We start from the raw sequence: 15949 nt of genomic DNA, 5'->3' as shown, positions 1-15949 counted from the left end.
CCCCCCGTGTTGTCGCGTCATAAAGTTCACAGGGTGCTGATCCCCTCGCCCGTGCTCTCCGCAGAGGCCTCCGAGACCCTCCCGCGATTCACGCCCGGGAGCGTCCTGACCGACTGGGGCATCGACCCGATCCCGTTCGTGGTGACCGTGTGGGCGGTCGGGCTGTACGTCCTCGGCGTGGTCGCGCTGCACCGCCGCGGCGACCGGTGGCCGGTGGGGCGCACCCTCGCGTTCGTGGGCCTCGGCATGGGGTCGTTCTTCGTCGCCACCTCGTCCGGGCTGGGCCGCTACGACACCACGCTGCTGAGCGTGCACATGGTCCAGCACATGATCCTGTCGATGGTCGTGCCGCTGGCCCTGGCGCTCGGCGCGCCCGTGACGCTGGCGCTGCGCACCCTCCCCGCGGCCCCGCGGCGGTGGCTGCTGGCGGTGCTCCACTCCCCGGTGGCGAAGGTGCTGGCGTTCCCGCCGCTGGCGTTCGTGCTCTACGTCGCCTCGCCGTGGGCGCTCTACTTCAGCCCCTGGTACGACGCCAGCCTGGACTCGGCGTTCGTCCACCAGATGATGCACGTGCACCTGGTGCTGGTCGGCACGTTGTTCTTCTGGCCGCTGATGGGCGTCGACCCGTTGCCGGGCCGCGTGGGCTACCCGTTCCGCGTGCTCCTGACGATCATGACGCTCCCGTTCCACGCCTTCCTCGGCGTGACGATCATGGGGCAGACGACCCTGATCGGCGGCGAGCACTACCTCGCGCTGCGCGAGGGGCCGATGGGCGCGTGGCTGCCGCCCGCGCTCGAGGACCAGCACCTGGCCGGCGGGATCCTCTGGGCGAGCGGCGACCTGATCGGCGTGCTGTTCTTCGCGGTGCTCTTCACCCAGTGGGTGCGGCAGTCGATCAAGGAGGCCTCGCGCGAGGACCGCCGCCTCGACCTCGCCGAGCGGCGGGGTGCCGGGCGGGCGTGAGCCGTGGACGTGGATACGATGGTCCCGTGAGCGACTCCACCAAGCCGTTGAAGGTGCTGGTCTACAGCGACGACGTCACCACCCGTCAGCAGGTCATCCTCGCTCTGGGCCGGCGCCCCCACCCCGACCTCCCCGAGCTGGAGTACGTCGAGGTGGCGACGGAGCCCGTCGTCCTGCAGAACATGGACTCCGGCGAGATCTCGCTCGCGATCCTCGACGGCGAGGCAGTCCCCGCCGGCGGCATGGGCATCGCCAAGCAGCTGAAGGACGAGATCTACCAGTGCCCGCCCGTGCTGGTGCTGACCGGCCGGCCGCAGGACGCCTGGCTGGCGACCTGGTCGCGCGCGGAGGCCGCGGTCTCGCACCCGATCGACCCGATCCAGCTGGCCGAGGCCGTCATCGGCCTGCTGCGCAGCAACGTCCCGGCCACGTCCTGAACCGGGCCGGGCGACTCCCGGCGCGGCCACTAGCCTGAGGCCATGTCCCACACGTGGCCCGATGTCCTCTCCACGCTGGTCGCCGGTGACGACCTGACCACCGAGCAGGCGCGATGGGCCATGGACGAGGTGTTCGCCGGCGCGGCGACCCCCGTCCAGCTCGCCGGGCTGGTGGTGGCGCTGCGCGCCAAGGGCGAGACCGTCGACGAGGTCTCCGGCATCGCCGCCGCCATGCTCGCCGCGGCGAACCCGATCTCGGTCCCCGGCCGGCTGCTCGACGTCGTCGGCACCGGTGGCGACCGGTCGATGTCGGTCAACATCTCGACGATGGCGGCGATCGTCGCCGCCGGTGCCGGGGCCCGGGTGGTCAAGCACGGCAACCGCTCGGCCTCCTCCAAGTCCGGCTCGGCCGACGTGCTGGAGGCCCTCGGCATCCGCCTCGACCTCAGCCCGGCGCGCGTCGCCGAGGTCGCCGAGGAGGCCGGCATCACCTTCTGCTTCTCCGCCGCCTTCCACCCCGCGATGCGGCACGCCGCCGTGCCGCGGCGCGAGCTGGGCATCGCCACGACCTTCAACATCCTCGGCCCGCTCACCAACCCCGCCCGGCCGCAGGCGCAGGCCATCGGCTGCGCCGACCCCCGGATGGCGCCCGTGATGGCCGGCGTCCTGGCCCAGCGCGGCGTCGACGCCTGGGTCTTCCGTGGCGACGACGGGCTCGACGAGCTGACGACCACCACCACCTCCACGGTGTGGCGGGTGCGTGACGGCGGAGTCACCCAGACGGTGGTCGACCCGGCGTCGCTGGGCCTCGCTGCGGCGACCACCGAGGACCTGCGAGGCGGCGACGCCGCGCACAACGCCGACGTCGTACGCCGCGTGCTGGCGGGGGAGCGCGGCCCGGTGCGCGACGCGGTGCTGCTCAACGCCGGCGCCGCGCTCGCGGTCCACGGCACCCCGGAGCAGGAGGTGGAGCCGGCGCTGGCCGCCGGGATCACGCGTGCGGCCGAGGCCGTCGACTCGGGGGCCGCGGCCGAGGCGTTGGAGCGCTGGGTGGCCGCGTCGGCCCGAGGCTGACCGTCAGGACGCAGGCGGCGTCAGCAGCACGAAGTCGTCGTCGCCCTCGACCTCGGTCCAGCCGAGCAGCTCGGTGAGGCCGTAGCCCAGCCGTGAGTCGGGGTCGACCATCGCGTAGTCGACGTCCAGGTCCGCCACCTCGCGATCCCACGTCGGGGCGAGCGTGGCGATGCCGATGTTGCGCTCGAGCTCGTCGACGGTGAACACGTCGACGTAGCCGTGCATCACCAGCGCGAGCTGGGGGTGCCGCCAGAGCGCCCAGTGGCCGAGCTCCCAGTCGTTGAGGACCTTCGTCCCCGCAGGCATCGCGTCGAGCCGCTCGTCCACCCACGGGGCGACGGGGGAGCGGTCACCGCGCTGGGCGGCGACGAAGCCCAGCGCGACGGTGGCCACCAGGCCGATGGCCCCCACGACGGCGAGCTCGCGGCGACCCATCCGGCCGACGTGCGGCACGAGGCGCTGCAGCGCCATGGCCAGCAGGGGGGTGAGGATGATCGCGGCCACGATCGTGGTCCGTACGGAGTACAAGCCCCACGCCATGCCGAGGCCGAGCAGCATCACGGTCGGCCAGTCGAGGGCCTCGCCGCGCAGCGCCGAGACGAGCACGACCGCCACCATGACCGCCATCGCGATGGTGTTGGGGGAGGTGAAGTCGGGCGGACCCCACTCGGTGAGCTGGGCGTTGCGGGCGCTGACGCCGACCACGGCGCCGTAGGCGTGGACGCCCAGCGGCGTCAGCACCGGCACGATTGCCGACAGCAGCGGGATCGCCGCGAGCTGGAGGAGCCGGCGCCGGTCGCACGTGCGCGCCAGGGCGATGCCGACCACGGCGGCCGCACCGACCGACACGCCCACGACCCACATGCCGTGGAACGGCACCCACGCCCAGGCCACGAGGACCAGCCACCAGCGCGGTCGCTGGTCGCGGACCGTCAGCAGCCAGACGTAGGTCACGAGGAGGATGAGGAGGTAGCTGACCACCTGCGGGCGGGCCGAGAAGCCGGGTGCGGCCGCGAAGGTGCCCGTCACCGCGGCGATGGCGGCGGGGAGCGGGGCCACCCAGCGCCGGCAGACGACGTACATCCCGACCGGGAGGCAGAGGACCAGCACGCCGGCGAGCCAGATGACGCCGGCGAGCCCGAAGGCGTCGGCCATCGCGGACATGCCGATCTGGGACAGCCACTGGCTCGGGTACCACGCGGCGCTGTCGAAGCCGCTGAGGTGTCCCGGGTGCACGAGCGACCACCCGCCGCGGAACTCGTCGCCGAGCCGCAGGTGGAGCCAGGCGTCGCTGCCGGCCTCGGGGACCGCCTGCTGGCGCACGAGCAGGACGAGCGTGGCGGCGAGCGCCAGCAGCGGGAAGGCCCGCCGGATGACGAAGGTGATCACCGGGGCAGCTCCAGCACCCAGGACTCGCCCTCGCGGCGGAACCCGAGCCGGTCGTAGTAGGCCCCCACCATCGAGGGCGGGGTGACGACCCGGCGGATGCCGTGCTCGGCCAGGAGGCCGCTGCGGCGCCAGACGAACTCGCCGGGGGAGAAGTCGCGGTAGCGGGGCGTGACGTAGTCGAGCAGCACGTTGCCGGTCTCACCCTCCTCGCGGAGCAGCACGACGCCCACGGTCTCGTCGCCCTTCTGGACCAGGAAGGCGTCGTGGGTGTCGCCCGGGTCGTGGACGAAGTCCGGGTTGAACCGGAGGATGTCCTCGCCGTGCACACGCAGGACGTGGCGGAGGTACTCGTCGTCGGGCCCGACCTGGAGGACCTCGAAGGCCTTCTCGTCGTGGCGCTGGCGCAGCATCGTGACGATGAACCAGAGGTTGATCGCGACCAGCACGACGTTCATGCCGACCATCGGCCAGACCTCGAGCACGCCGTTGAACACCACCAGGATCACGCACGCGACGGCGTTCAGGACGCGCAGCCGCAGCACGCTGGCCTGGAGGAGCGAGTAGACGAGGAGGACGCTGCCGCCCCATCCCAGGAGGTCCAGCCAGTGGTCAGCGAGCCAGGTCACGGCGGGAGCCTACTTCCCGCCGTGACCGGCTCAGGGGATGCGTCACTTGACCACGTAGAGGACGATCTTCTTCGACTTCGAGCCGAAGACCTGGGCGTTGCCGAGGTAGACCACCTGCAGCTTGTGCTTGCCCTTCTTGAGCTTCTTGATCTTGATCGTCGCCTTGCCCTTGTGCACCGGCGCCATGGTCATCTGGGCGACCTTCTTGCCCTTGTCGAGGACCTGGATGACGCCGGTCGGGGTGGTCAGGCCGGGAACCGTGACGGTCACCCCGAGCTTGGCCGCCTTCTTGAGCTTGACCCGGCTGGACTTCAGCGTGCCCGAGACCGAGGACTTCATCCGACCGACCGCGACGGCGGCCGTGGTGGTGGCGCCCTCGTTGAAGCCGGGGGCCGAGGCGAAGACCGTCACGGAGACGTCCTTGCCGGCGTCGTCCGCCGAGATCTTGTACGTCGACGCGGTGGCGCCGCTGACCGGGGAGCCCTGGCGCAGCCACTGGTAGCGGAACTTGTTCGCGGCCGGCGACCAGAGACCGGTGCTGACCGAGAGCGTGCCGCCCGGCGCCGCCGACCCGGAGATACTGGGTGCGCCGACGTTCTGGAGCGCCCCGCCCGCGGTGACGGCGACCTGGTTGCTCACCGACGCGCCGCTGCTGTACGACGGCTTGCTGCCGATGACCCGCAGCGACACCGCGGCACCGTAGTCGGCCGTGGTCAGCGTGTAGCTGGCCGCTGAGGCGCCGTTGATCGCCGCGCCGTTGCGCAGCCACTGGTAGCTGATCTGCACGTCGGGCTGGTTCCAGACCGGCGGCGTGCTGGTGAGCGTCTGGCCGACCGCGGAGCCGGTGGGCGCCGAGATCTGCGCCGGCGTCAGGGCCCGCAGGGCGGTGTCCACGGTGAAGGTGCGTGCCTGGCTGGTGCCGATCTCCTTGCCGGAGACGTCCAGGGCCTTGACCGTCCACGTGTAGGTGCCGTCGGCCAGGCTCGTCGGCGAGGTCCAGGCGGTCGCCGAGGTGAGGACGACCGGGGGGTTGGAGGCCCCGGTGGTCGTCGGCTCGATGTCCACCGCGTACCGCGAGGCCTGCGTGGAGCCGGCGGCGTACGGCGTCCACGTGAAGGAGGCGCCGACGGGCTGGATCCCCGCCTGGTCGGTGGGGCTGACCAGCGCGACCGGGAGCGGGTCCACCCAGAACCGGCCCAGGTCGGACCAGCGGCCGGCCTTGCCGCCGACATCGGTGCGACGCACGCGCCAGCGGTAGGGCTCGGACGACGGCGGCAGCGGGGTCGGCGGGACGAACGCGGCCTGCTTGGTCACCGTGCGGAACATCTGGTTGCCCGTCGAGGGCACGGTGTCGTCGTTCTTGTAGACCTCGAGCTCCCACGTGGTGTCGAAGCTCTGGGCGGTCCACTGGAACACGGTGCTGCCGGCGGCCACGTGGCTGTTGAACGCCGGGCGGGCGGCCGGGTCGACCTCGGCACGCTCGGGCGCGTTGGTGACGCCCGGGTCGAGGTTGGTGGCCGGGGTGGCCTTGACCAGCTTGCGGGTCTCCGACCAGGCGAGGCGGTTGTTGTTCGCGTCGATCGCCTGCACGTGCCACCACAGGTCGCCCTCGGGGTAGGTCGAGGCGAAGGCGGTGTAGGTGGCCTGGTCGACGATGACGTCGTCGATGGTGTTGCTGTCGGTGATCGTCGCGGACCGCGCGACCTGGAGGCGGTAGCGCTGCGCGGTCTGGTACGGCGGGCGCGAGCCGCCGTACGTCGGCGCGGTGGACTGGTTGGTGAGGTGGTAGTCGGTCCAGCGGAAGGTGATCTGGTCACCGATGGTCGCGTTGTTGGCCGGTGCCTCCAGCGCCACGCGCGGGGACACCTTGCGGAAGGCGTTGGTGCCCGAGTCGACGGAGCCCGAGGGGCCCGGTCCGCAGTTGATGGTCGGCATCACGCGGCTGCAGGGACGGACGTACCAGTAGTAGGCCGGGCCCGACTCGTTGTCCGGCAGCGCCTTGGGGTTGTGCTGCTCCGACGGCGTCCACCGCGAGGCGACCGTCTGGATGCCGTCGTAGACGATGTTCGTGAAGTCCGGGTCCTCGGCGACGTAGACCTGGTAGCCGCCGGCACCGGGCACGGAGTCCCAGTCGAGGACGGGGGTGGCCGACATGCCGGCGCACACCGTCTGCTCGTCGGTCACTCCTCCGTTCACCACGAGTCGCTTCTTGCAGCTGTTGTCCGCGTCGAGCGCGGCGCCGTCGAGGGCGACGTGCTGGCCCGTGGCGGCGGCCGGCTCGGTGATGGTGAAGGTCGAGGTGGGGCCATAGCCCAGGGTGGTTCCCGAGTTCGTGTCGACGGCCTCGACCCGCCACGTGCGGGTGCCGGGGTTGAGGAAGTACGACGAGAGGTCGGTGACCGCGGGGTAGGCGAGGTGCTTGCTGAGGATCGGCGTCTGCGTCTCGGCGACCCAGTACCCGGATGTGTCGGAGACCCAGAGGCGGTAGTGGACCGGGTTGGCCACGCTCGAGGCCCACGGCTGCCAGCTGAGGGCCGGGAACCGCGAGGAGATCTGGCCGGACGCGAGCGGGTTCGGCGTCAGCGGCGCCGCCCCCGCGGGGATCGGTGCCTCCTCGACGAGCACGGTGCCCATCGGGTAGGTCGCCGAGAGCTTGCCGTTGCCGTCGACCGCGGTCAGGTCCCAGCTGAAGAGGTCGGGGTTGCGGCCGGGGTCGGCGGTGTCGTTGTCGCTCGGCAGCAGCTCCGTGGGCGTCCACGACAGGTTCGAGGTCGTCGCGGTGACCGTGCCGGCCGAGCCGGTGACGCGGATGCGGTACTCGTTGGCGTCCGGGCTCGGCTGCCAGCGGAAGGTGGGCACCTTGACGGTGCTGCCGTTGGCCGGGGCGATCGGCTGGATCCGGCCGCTGTCGTAGACGAACTTGCCGGTGCTGGAGTAGACGCCGTTGACGCCCTTGGGGTTGTCGAGGGCGCGCACGCGCCAGTAGGTGGTGGCACCCTGGTTGGGGATGCACTGGTCACCCTGGAAGCCGGGCGTGTAGGTGGTCGAGTCGGTGTAGCACTTCTTGGTCAGCGGGCCCTCGGTGAAGAACCGGTCCTGGCTCACCACGAGCTCGTAGCGGGTCGCGTGCCGCACCGGGGACCACTGGTAGTAGAGGTCGTCGTCGATCGGCGAGGTGTCGGACACCGGGGGGTAGACCAGCGACGGCGCGAACGGCCAGCGACGGTCGAAGACGCTCGGGGTGGCGGGCCACGGCGTCGGCTCACCGGCCGCGTTGTAGGCGCGGACCTTCCAGTAGTAGGCGTTGTTGTCGTACGTCGTCGTGGGGGAGTAGCGGGTCGAGAGCACCTTGCGCTTCTCGATCTGCGTGTTGAAGTCGGGGTCGAGTGCGACCCAGATCTCGTACTCCTTGGCACCCTTCACCGGGTCCCAGTCGAAGACGACGTCCTGCACCTCGACGCGCGGGCGCACGGCGCCCGTGCTCGCGTTGGGGGCGCAGACCAGCTTGGCGCCGCAGCTCGCGGAGGTCACCGGCGGCAGCTGCGCCACGTCGTAGGAGGTGTAGTCGGTCCAGTCGCTCTGCAGCGCGTTCTCGAACTCGGCGCGCACGCGCACGAAGTAGTCCTCGCTGCCGGACTTCTCGCCGACGCCCTGCGGGTCGGGCCACACGAAGGAGGTCGTCTTGACCTCCTTGACGGTGCCGCCGACGCCGTCACCCTCGGCGTCCATCTCGACCTCGTAGGAGATCGCGCCGGGGACCGGCTGCCACGAGATCACGGGCGGCGAGACGGGCGGGAGGACCTGCTGGCCGGGCGAGACCTTGACGTTGGCCGGGACCGTCAGCGGCGCGATGGTCGTCGAGGACGACGTCCAAGGGCTGGTGCCGGTCGCGTCGACGGCCTGCACCTGCCAGTAGAGCGTGCCCGAGCGCAGGATCCGGTTCGGCGTGTAGGACGTGCCGGTGGTCTCCTGGCTGAAGACGAGCGGGGAGAACGACGAGTTCTCCGAGCCCTGCACGCGGTACTTGGTCGCGCCCGCCTGGGCGTCCCAGGTCAGGGTCGGGATCGGGGCCCCGCTGGCCGCCAGGCCGCTCGGCGCGGCAGGCGCCGCCTGCGCCGTCGCCGTGGGCACGATCGTCAGTCCCAGGCACAGTGCCGCGACCGCGGCTGCGCGTGTGAATGACCCGAAGAACCTGCGTGGCATGCCTGATATCCCCTCGTGGGCACGTGATGACCTCGCCACGCTAGGTGTCGCCGTCCGGCGCTGACCGGCAAACAGGCACGCCCTAGTCACAAATGACTAGTCGATGTGACCGATCGGGTGGGGTGGTCGCGTGGTGGGACCCGCGAGCCCGCGGCGATACGGTGGCGTCATGATCACCGCCATCGTGTTCGTCAAGGCCGACGTCGCCCGCATCCCCGAGGTCGCCGAGGCGATCGCGGCGCTCGACGGGGTCAGCGAGGTCTACTCGGTGACGGGCCAGATCGACCTCATCGCCCTGGTGCGGGTGCGTGAGCACGACGACGTCGCGTCGGTGGTGGCCGACCGGCTCAACAAGGTCGAGGGCGTCACCGAGACCGAGACCCACATCGCCTTCCGGACCTACTCGCGCCACGACCTCGAGTCGGCGTTCAGCATCGGCCTCGACTGAGCGGCGCCACCCCCGGAGCCGTCGGGGTCAGCGCACCGGGCGGTGCACGGGCGACGGCAGCCGCTGCTCGTCGAACGGCGTCAGCGACAGGCGGGACTCGTTGACCGCGTCGTAGACCGCGAGGTGGCGGGCGGCCCCCGCCACCGGGCACACCCAGTCGCCCTCGACGTCGACGAGCCGGATCCCCGGAGACTCCAGCCAGCGGAGGATCCGCTCGGTCTCCTCGGCGGTGGCGGCCGGCACCGGGCCGGGCGCACCCTGCACGGTCTCGGCGCTGGCCCGCAGCTCGCGGACGAACTGGTGGGCGTCACCGCCGCGGGGGATGACCCCGGCCGCCGCGAGCCGGCCGTGGCGCACGACGTGCACGGCCCACCGGCCGTCGTCCTCGCGGCGCGCCGCGACCACCTCCCGGCACCGGGTCAGCGCGGAGAGCCGCTGGGTGCGGGCCGCGGCCCGCACGAACGTCGACAGCCGGTCGCGGTGCACGCCCGCCTCCTCGAAGCGCTCGACCTCGGCCAGCGCCTGCATCCGCTCGTTGATCGCCTCGACGACCTGGTCGGGGCGGCGCAGGAGGGTGTCGCGCAGCTGGCGCACGACGGCGGCGTAGGCGGTGGCGTCGACCGTGCCGTCGCACGGAGACAGGCAGCGGCCCATCTCGGCGAGGACGCAGGCCGACCCGGACGGCACGACCGGCAGTCGCCCGCTGCACTGGCGGACCGGGAAGGTCTCGTGCAGCGCGGCCAGGCACTTCTCCGCCGTCTTCCTCGACGAGAACGGGCCGAGGTAGTCGGCGTCGTCGTCGAGGACCCGGCGCACCAGCGACAGCCGTGGCCAGGCCTCCCGCGTGAGCTTGACGAAGTGCACCTTCTCCGGGAAGCGGGACCGGCGGTTGTAGCGCGGCTTGTGCTCGGCGATCAGGCGCAGCTCGCGCACCTCCGCCTCGAGCGGGGTGGCGCACTCGATGCCGGTGACCGAGGCGGCCAGGCCGACCATCTCGCCCATCCGGCTGCGCGTCTCGGAGGCGGTGAAGTAGGTGCGGACGCGGGTGCGCAGGTCGCGGGAGGTGCCGACGTAGAGCACCCGCGAGCGCTCGTCGCGGAAGAGGTAGACGCCCGGGGCGTGGGGCAGGCCCTCGGCCAGGTGCCGCTTGCGCCGCTGCGCGGTCGAGACCCGCGCGGAGAAGGTCTGGAGCTCCTCGAGGGTGTGGACGCCGAGGCCGCCGAGGCGCTCCATCAGGCCGTGCAGCACGTCGACGGTGGCCCGCGCGTCGGACAGCGCGCGGTGGTTGGGGGTGGTGGCGGAGCCGAAGACCTTGGCCAGCGAGGAGAGCTTGCAGTTGGGGGCGTCGTCGCGGGTGATCACCCGGCGCGCGAGCTTGGCGGTGTCGAGCACCTCGAACCGCGGCCAGGTGCGACCCTGACGGGCGGCGAAGTGCTGGAGGAAGCCGACGTCGAAGGGCGCGTTGTGGGCCACGAGCACGCACCCCTCGGCGAACTCGAGGAAGGCGGGCAGCGCCGACTCGATGGGCGGCGCGTCGTGCACCATCGAGTTGGTGATGCCCGTCAGGACCGCGATGAACGCGGGGATCTCGGTGTGGGGGTTGACCAGGGTCTGGAACTCGCCGAGCACCTCGCCGCCACGCACCTTCACGGCACCGATCTCGGTGATCATCGAGCCGCCGGCCGCGGAGCCACCGGTCGTCTCGAGGTCGACGACGCAGAAGGTCAGGTCACGCAGCGGCCGCCCCAGCTCGTCGAAGGTGCGCTGCGCCTCCCACCGGGACGTCGCAGACCGCATGATGGTCGTGCCCATGGCTCGACCGTAGACACGACGTCCGACAATCCGGCGTGGGACGCGCCCGGTTGCTGGCACACTGAGCCCCGTTTGACTGGTGCATGACGGCATGCACGACGAAGGGTGGAGCCTGTGATCTCGGTCGTCATCCCCGCCTTGGACGAGGCGGAGAACCTGGCGGTGCTCATCCCACGGGTCATGAGCACGCTGGCCGACCTCGCCGGCGACTGGCGGGTGCTCGTCGTCGACGACGGCTCCACCGACGACACCGCGCAGGTCGTGGCGAAGCTGGGCGCCGAGGACGCGCGCGTCGCGCTGCTGCAGCACCGTCGCAACCTCGGCAAGGCCGCCGCGCTCGACCACGGCTTCACGCAGGTCCTCGAGGAGGGCGCCGACGTCGTGGTGATGATGGACGCCGACGGGCAGGACGACCCGGCCGAGCTGCCGCGGCTGATCGACGCCCTCGGCGAGGCCGACCTCGTCACGGGCGCCCGGCTCAAGCGCCAGGACCGCTTCGTCAAGCGCAACACCTCCAAGCTCTACAACTGGACGACCGGCCGGCTGTCCGGCGCCCCCGGCCGCGACTTCAACTCCGGCTACAAGGTGATGCGCGCCGACGTCGCGCGCGACGTCACCCCGATGCTCTACGGCGAGATGCACCGCTACCTCACGGTCATCGCCCACCAGGCCGGCTACCGGGTCGCCGAGGTGCCGGTCGAGCACCACGCGCGGATGAGCGGGAGCAGCAAGTACGGGCCGGCGCGCTTCTGGCGCGGCTTCTCCGACCTGCTCACCGTCCGCTTCCTCATGTCCTACGAGAACCGGCCCTCCCACCTCTTCGGCGGGATCGGTGCGGTGTGCTTCCTCCTCGGGATCGGGGTCCTGCTCTACCTCACCGGCGTGAAGCTGACGGGTGACGCGATCGGTGGCCGCCCGCTCCTGCTGGCCGGCGTGCTGCTCACCGTCGTGGGGCTCCAGCTCACGCTGTTCGGGCTCCTCGCCGAGCTCGTCGTGCACGCCCGCAACAGGTCGAACCGGGCCGGCGCATGAGCCCTTGGGGCCAGCCGCCCCGGTGGTTCGTCTGGCTGTGCGCTGCGGCCGTCGTGGCCGGCACCGCCGTGACGGTGGTCGGCACGGTCCGCATCGGCGTCACCGTCGACGAGACGTTCCACGTCGTCCGGCTGCGCAACTACCTGGACCAGGGCTGGTACCTCCTCGACGACGACCTCGGCCCCACCGGACCGGGGGCCTGGGTGAGCGACTCCTACGTCTACGCGCCCGTCGCGGCGCTCTTCCTGCACCTGCTCAACGTGGCCGTCGGCAACGAGGCGTGGTCCGAGGTCTCGGCGTCGGCCGACGCCTACGTCGTACGCCACCTCGGGGTCGCCTTCCTGGCGCTGTGCACCCTCGGCGCGACGGCCGTCATGACCCGGATGGTCTCGGCGTCCTGGCGCTGGGCGGTCGTCGCGTGCGCGGTCCTGGCGGCGCTGCCGATGTGGAGCGGGCACGCGATGTTCAACGTCAAGGACGTCCCGGTCGCGGCCGGCTACACGTTCGTGACGCTCGCCTGCATGCTGCTCGCGACGGCGACCCGCCCGGCGCGCCGCCGTCGCGCGGCGGCCGTCGTCCTCCTCGCGGGCGGCGTGGTGCTGGCGGTCGGTACGCGGCCGGCGATCTGGCCGGGGCTCGCCGCCGCGGTGGGCCTGCTGGGGCTGGTCGCGCTGCTGGGTCGGGACCGCTCCGCCCACTGGTGGCGGCTCACCGACGCCGCGCTCGGGGCGCTCGCCGGCCTGGTGGTCCTGATGGCCGTCTACCCGTCGGTCTTCCTGCACCCCCTGCGCTGGGCGCTCGGCGCCACCTCGGAGTCCGCGGGCTACCACGGTGCCCGCTTCTGGGGCTACATCCCGCTCTACATCATGTGCACCGTCCCGGTCGTGCTCCTCCTCTTCGGGCTGGTCGGCTGCTTCGTCCGGTTCCGCGGCCGGGTCGCGCGTCGGCGCGAGGGCTGGACCTCGCGCGACCTGCTCATGGGCCTGGTGCTCGCGCAGGCGCTGCTCCTGCCCGTGCTGCTGATGATCCGTGTGCCGTCCCTCAACGGCGGCCTGCGCCACCTGCTCTTCGCCGCGCCCGCCGTCGCCGTCCTGGTCGCCGCCGGGATCGCCCAGGTCCTCGGCGACGTGCCGGGTCGCCGCGGCCGGGGGCTCGTCGCCGGCGTCGCCGCCGTCGGGCTCGCGGTCCCCGTCGCGGTCCAGGTGCAGCTCTTCCCCTTGGGCTACTCCTACGCCAACCCGCTCTCGGACGCCGCCGACCTCGGCCTCGCCGCCGACTTCTGGCAAGCCAGCTTCCGCGAGTACGCCGACGACGTCCCGAGCGGCGCGTTCGTCGTGTGCGGCGCGAAGCTCGACGAGGACGCCAGGCCGTGGCGGCAGATGCCCAACGGCGGCCAGTCGTGGCTCGACGTCGGCCGCGACTGCGGCACGTCCGGCGCCCTGAGCGTCCTCCAGCCCTTCCTCCCGGCCGACCGCGACCCCGCCGGCCCCGACGTCGCCTCTGAGTTCGTGGCCCTGGTCGTGTACGACGACCCGTCGCCCGAGGGCTGCGAGGAGATCGGCCGGGTCACCCGCCTCCGGTTCGTCACCGAGGTGGTGGCCAGCCGCGCCCTGCTGTGCCCGCTCGTGGTGCCCGACTACGAGGGGCCGTTCGCCGTCGACGGCGAGGGGCACGGTGCGACGTACCTCCTCGGCGGGTGGAGCGGCGACGGCGGAGACCCGGACATCACGGTGCACGACCGTGCGAGCCTCGGCGTCCACCTCGACGAGCTGCCCGGCCGCCTCGCGATCCGGCTCGCGGGCAGCGCCGACGGCGACGTCGACTTCCTCGTCAACAACGTGCCGGCCCCCGCCACCGCGTCCGGAGACGGGTGGCTGGTGCGCCCGCCCGCCGACCTGCCGGAGGTGGGGGAGCCGGGCAACGTGGTGCTGACCCTCGTCGCGAGCGGGGGCCCGGCGCGCCTCACGCACGTCGAGGTGGAGGGTGTCGTCCCATGAGGAGTGCCTACGTCTCCGTGGTGCGTGCCGTGCGCAGCGTGCTCGGCGCGCTGGGTGTGCTGCGGCTGCTCGACGCGTGGGCCCGTCGGTCCCGCACCGGTCGGTGGGTGAGGTCGTTGCTCGCCATCTACGACGTGCGCGACCTGGTCGCCCTCGACACCCCGTGGTGGACGTTCGAGTCGGCGGACCTCGTGGCCGCCCACCTCGCCGAGCACCCGGGGGCCAGGGTCTTCGAGTGGGGGTCGGGCGCCTCGACGGCGTGGCTCTCACGGCGGGCGGCGGAGGTCGTCGCGGTCGAGCACGACGCCGAGTGGGCCGACCAGGTGCGGCCGCTCACCGGGCCAGGCGTACGGGTCCTCACCGTCCCCCCGGTGCCGGCGTCGCCCGCCTCGACGGTCCGCTCGCGCAAGCCCGGCTTCGAGGGCCTCGACTTCGGTGCCTATGTCGCAGCGGTCGACGACCAGGACGGTGTCTTCGACCTGGTGGTGATCGACGGCCGTGCGCGCGAGGCGTGCCTGGTCCGTGCCGTCCGGCACCTCGCCGAGGACGGCCTCATCGTGTTCGACAACGTCGACCGCCGGCGCTACCGCGACGCGATCTCGGCGCAGCCCGGCATCGAGGTCAGGTGGACCCGTGGGTTGACGCCCTCCCTGCCCTACCCGACGAGGACCGCGCTCATCCGCAGGTCGCGGGCCTCGTGAGGTCCACGGCGGGCGTCGCCGGCGGTGCGGCGTGACCGGCCCCGTCTGGAACCTGCTGCGCGGGGTCTTCCTCGTGGCGGTGGTGGTCGGGGCGTGGTGGTCGTGGCGGGACTCCGGTGACGAGCTGCGCCGCGCGCTCGACCAGGTCGCTCCCGCGCAGGTCGCCCTCGCCGGGGCGCTCGTCCTGGTCGGGCTGGTCGTGACCGGCGCCGTGTGGCGGGTCGCCCTCGGCGCCTTCGGCCTCGGCGGCCCGGTGCGCGAGGTCGTGCCCCCGTTCTTCGTCGCCCAGCTCGGCAAGTACATCCCCGGCTCCGTGTGGTCCTTCGCCGCCCAGGGCGCGCTGGGTGCGCGTCGCGGCCTGCCTCCGCGCGTCCCGGCGGCCGCAGCCGTGCTGTTCCTCGGCGCCCATGTGTCCAGCGGCCTCCTGCTCGCCGGGTTGTTCGGCTGGTGGACCGGGCTGCCCGCCTGGGTGGTGTCGGTGGCGCTCCTCGTCGGCGTGGTCGGCCTGGTCCCCGCCGTGCACCGCGCCGTGGGCCGCCGGGTCGCGGGGGCGGAGTGCGGCTGGACGCTGCACCACAGCCTGGTCGCCGCCGCGCTCATGGTCCCGGTGTGGGCCTGCTACGCCCTGGCGCTGGTCGCGCTCGCCCCCGACGTGGACGCCCGGACGGCGCTGACGCTCGGCTGCGCGTTCGCGGTCGCCCACGCCGCCGGCGTCGCCGTACCCGTCGCCCCCGCCGGCCTCGGCGCACGGGACGGGGTGCTGGTCGTGCTGCTCGCACCCGTGCTCGGCACCGGGCCCGCCGGCATGGTCGCCCTCGTCGCCCGGCTGCTGCACGCCGTGGCGGACTTCGTCGTGGCCGGCGCGGCGTGGCTGGTGGTGCGCGCGTCCGACGCCCGGCGGCCGTCCGGTGGGCCGACCCCCGGCCACTAGGCTGGCGCCGCACCGCGAACCCCGTCCCACCCACCCCACTCAGGAGTGAATCGTGACCGACCAGAACGCCGGCCCTCGTGTCCCCGCCGAGGGTGAGAGGTGGCGCTGCGCCGGGTGCGGCAACCTGACCCGGTTCGACGTGACCCGCACGCGTCGGACGACCGAGTACTGGCACTTCGACCTCGCCGGCGAGCACCGGGTCGAGGAGGAGACCGTGCTCTCCGAGGTCGTCGAGACGGTCTCCTGCCGCTGGTGCGGTCGCGCCGACGCCATCGAGGTCGTCGACCGCGCAACCGCCGACACGGCTGCCGACCCGGCAGCGGGCTGAACCGACCC

13 protein-coding genes are annotated in these 15949 nt (G+C 72.6%); 9 read left to right on the top strand and 4 right to left on the bottom strand.

Going from position 1 to position 15949, the window contains the following annotated elements; genetic code table 11:
- The first annotated feature begins 33 nt into the window (after positions 1 to 33).
- Genes Q9S36_RS26595 through trpD form a run of 3 tightly spaced genes read left to right on the top strand, consistent with a single transcriptional unit; the run spans position 34 to position 2474 of the window.
- Positions 34 to 963 (top strand): cytochrome c oxidase assembly protein, encoded by a 930-nt coding sequence (locus tag Q9S36_RS26595; RefSeq protein ID WP_311287847.1) that lies wholly within the window; start codon positions 34 to 36, stop codon positions 961 to 963.
- 26 nt (positions 964 to 989) lie between these two features.
- Positions 990 to 1400 carry a hypothetical protein gene (locus Q9S36_RS26590; RefSeq protein WP_311287846.1) on the top strand — a complete coding sequence of 137 codons (411 nt, stop codon included), beginning with the start codon at positions 990 to 992 and terminating at the stop codon, positions 1398 to 1400.
- A 42-nt stretch (positions 1401 to 1442) separates the two neighbouring features.
- The gene (gene trpD, locus Q9S36_RS26585) at positions 1443 to 2474 is read left to right on the top strand and encodes an anthranilate phosphoribosyltransferase (protein ID WP_311287845.1); all 1032 of its coding nucleotides are present in this window, start codon (positions 1443 to 1445) and stop codon (positions 2472 to 2474) included.
- 3 nt (positions 2475 to 2477) lie between these two features.
- On the opposite strand, the gene Q9S36_RS26580 is transcribed toward trpD, so the two are convergent.
- Genes Q9S36_RS26580 through Q9S36_RS26570 form a run of 3 tightly spaced genes read right to left on the bottom strand, consistent with a single transcriptional unit; the run spans position 2478 to position 8692 of the window.
- Positions 2478 to 3863: a hypothetical protein gene (locus Q9S36_RS26580; protein WP_311287844.1), complete on the bottom strand. Its 1386-nt coding sequence runs from the start codon at positions 3861 to 3863 to the stop codon at positions 2478 to 2480.
- Positions 3860 to 4489 carry a hypothetical protein gene (locus tag Q9S36_RS26575; RefSeq protein ID WP_311287843.1) on the bottom strand — a complete coding sequence of 210 codons (630 nt, stop codon included), beginning with the start codon at positions 4487 to 4489 and terminating at the stop codon, positions 3860 to 3862. The genes Q9S36_RS26580 and Q9S36_RS26575 overlap by 4 nt, the downstream gene beginning before the upstream one ends.
- Positions 4490 to 4531: 42 nt before the next feature.
- On the bottom strand, positions 4532 to 8692 hold the full coding sequence (locus Q9S36_RS26570; RefSeq protein ID WP_311287842.1) for an Ig-like domain repeat protein: 4161 nt from the start codon (positions 8690 to 8692) through the stop codon (positions 4532 to 4534).
- A gap of 169 nt (positions 8693 to 8861) precedes the next feature.
- Between Q9S36_RS26570 and Q9S36_RS26565 the strand changes: the two genes are divergently transcribed.
- The gene (locus Q9S36_RS26565) at positions 8862 to 9140 is read left to right on the top strand and encodes an Lrp/AsnC ligand binding domain-containing protein (protein WP_311287841.1); all 279 of its coding nucleotides are present in this window, start codon (positions 8862 to 8864) and stop codon (positions 9138 to 9140) included.
- A gap of 27 nt (positions 9141 to 9167) precedes the next feature.
- Here the strand turns inward: Q9S36_RS26565 and Q9S36_RS26560 are convergent, their stop codons facing one another.
- The gene (locus Q9S36_RS26560; RefSeq protein WP_311287840.1) at positions 9168 to 10952 is read right to left on the bottom strand and encodes a DEDD exonuclease domain-containing protein; all 1785 of its coding nucleotides are present in this window, start codon (positions 10950 to 10952) and stop codon (positions 9168 to 9170) included.
- A 114-nt stretch (positions 10953 to 11066) separates the two neighbouring features.
- Here Q9S36_RS26560 and Q9S36_RS26555 point away from each other — a divergent pair, with 114 nt between their 5' ends.
- From Q9S36_RS26555 to Q9S36_RS26535, 5 genes are read left to right on the top strand one after another with little or no spacing between them, the layout of a single operon-like run.
- Entirely contained in the window at positions 11067 to 11984 is a 918-nt protein-coding gene (locus Q9S36_RS26555; RefSeq protein ID WP_311287839.1) for a glycosyltransferase family 2 protein, read from the top strand.
- Complete coding sequence (locus Q9S36_RS26550) at positions 11981 to 13981, top strand: hypothetical protein (RefSeq protein WP_311287838.1); 2001 nt, start codon at positions 11981 to 11983, stop codon at positions 13979 to 13981. The genes Q9S36_RS26555 and Q9S36_RS26550 overlap by 4 nt, the downstream gene beginning before the upstream one ends.
- Positions 13978 to 14682: a class I SAM-dependent methyltransferase gene (locus Q9S36_RS26545; protein ID WP_311287837.1), complete on the top strand. Its 705-nt coding sequence runs from the start codon at positions 13978 to 13980 to the stop codon at positions 14680 to 14682. Before Q9S36_RS26550 ends, Q9S36_RS26545 begins: the two co-directional genes overlap by 4 nt.
- A gap of 31 nt (positions 14683 to 14713) precedes the next feature.
- Positions 14714 to 15613: a lysylphosphatidylglycerol synthase domain-containing protein gene (locus tag Q9S36_RS26540; RefSeq protein WP_311287836.1), complete on the top strand. Its 900-nt coding sequence runs from the start codon at positions 14714 to 14716 to the stop codon at positions 15611 to 15613.
- A 52-nt stretch (positions 15614 to 15665) separates the two neighbouring features.
- Positions 15666 to 15941 (top strand): hypothetical protein, encoded by a 276-nt coding sequence (locus tag Q9S36_RS26535; RefSeq protein WP_311287835.1) that lies wholly within the window; start codon positions 15666 to 15668, stop codon positions 15939 to 15941.
- The last annotated feature ends 8 nt before the right edge of the window (positions 15942 to 15949 follow it).

It is taken from the genome of Microbacterium sp. ARD31 (assembly GCF_031844425.1).
The sequence above is the reverse complement of the archived record's forward strand: the minus strand, read 5'-3'. Positions and strand labels throughout refer to the sequence as shown.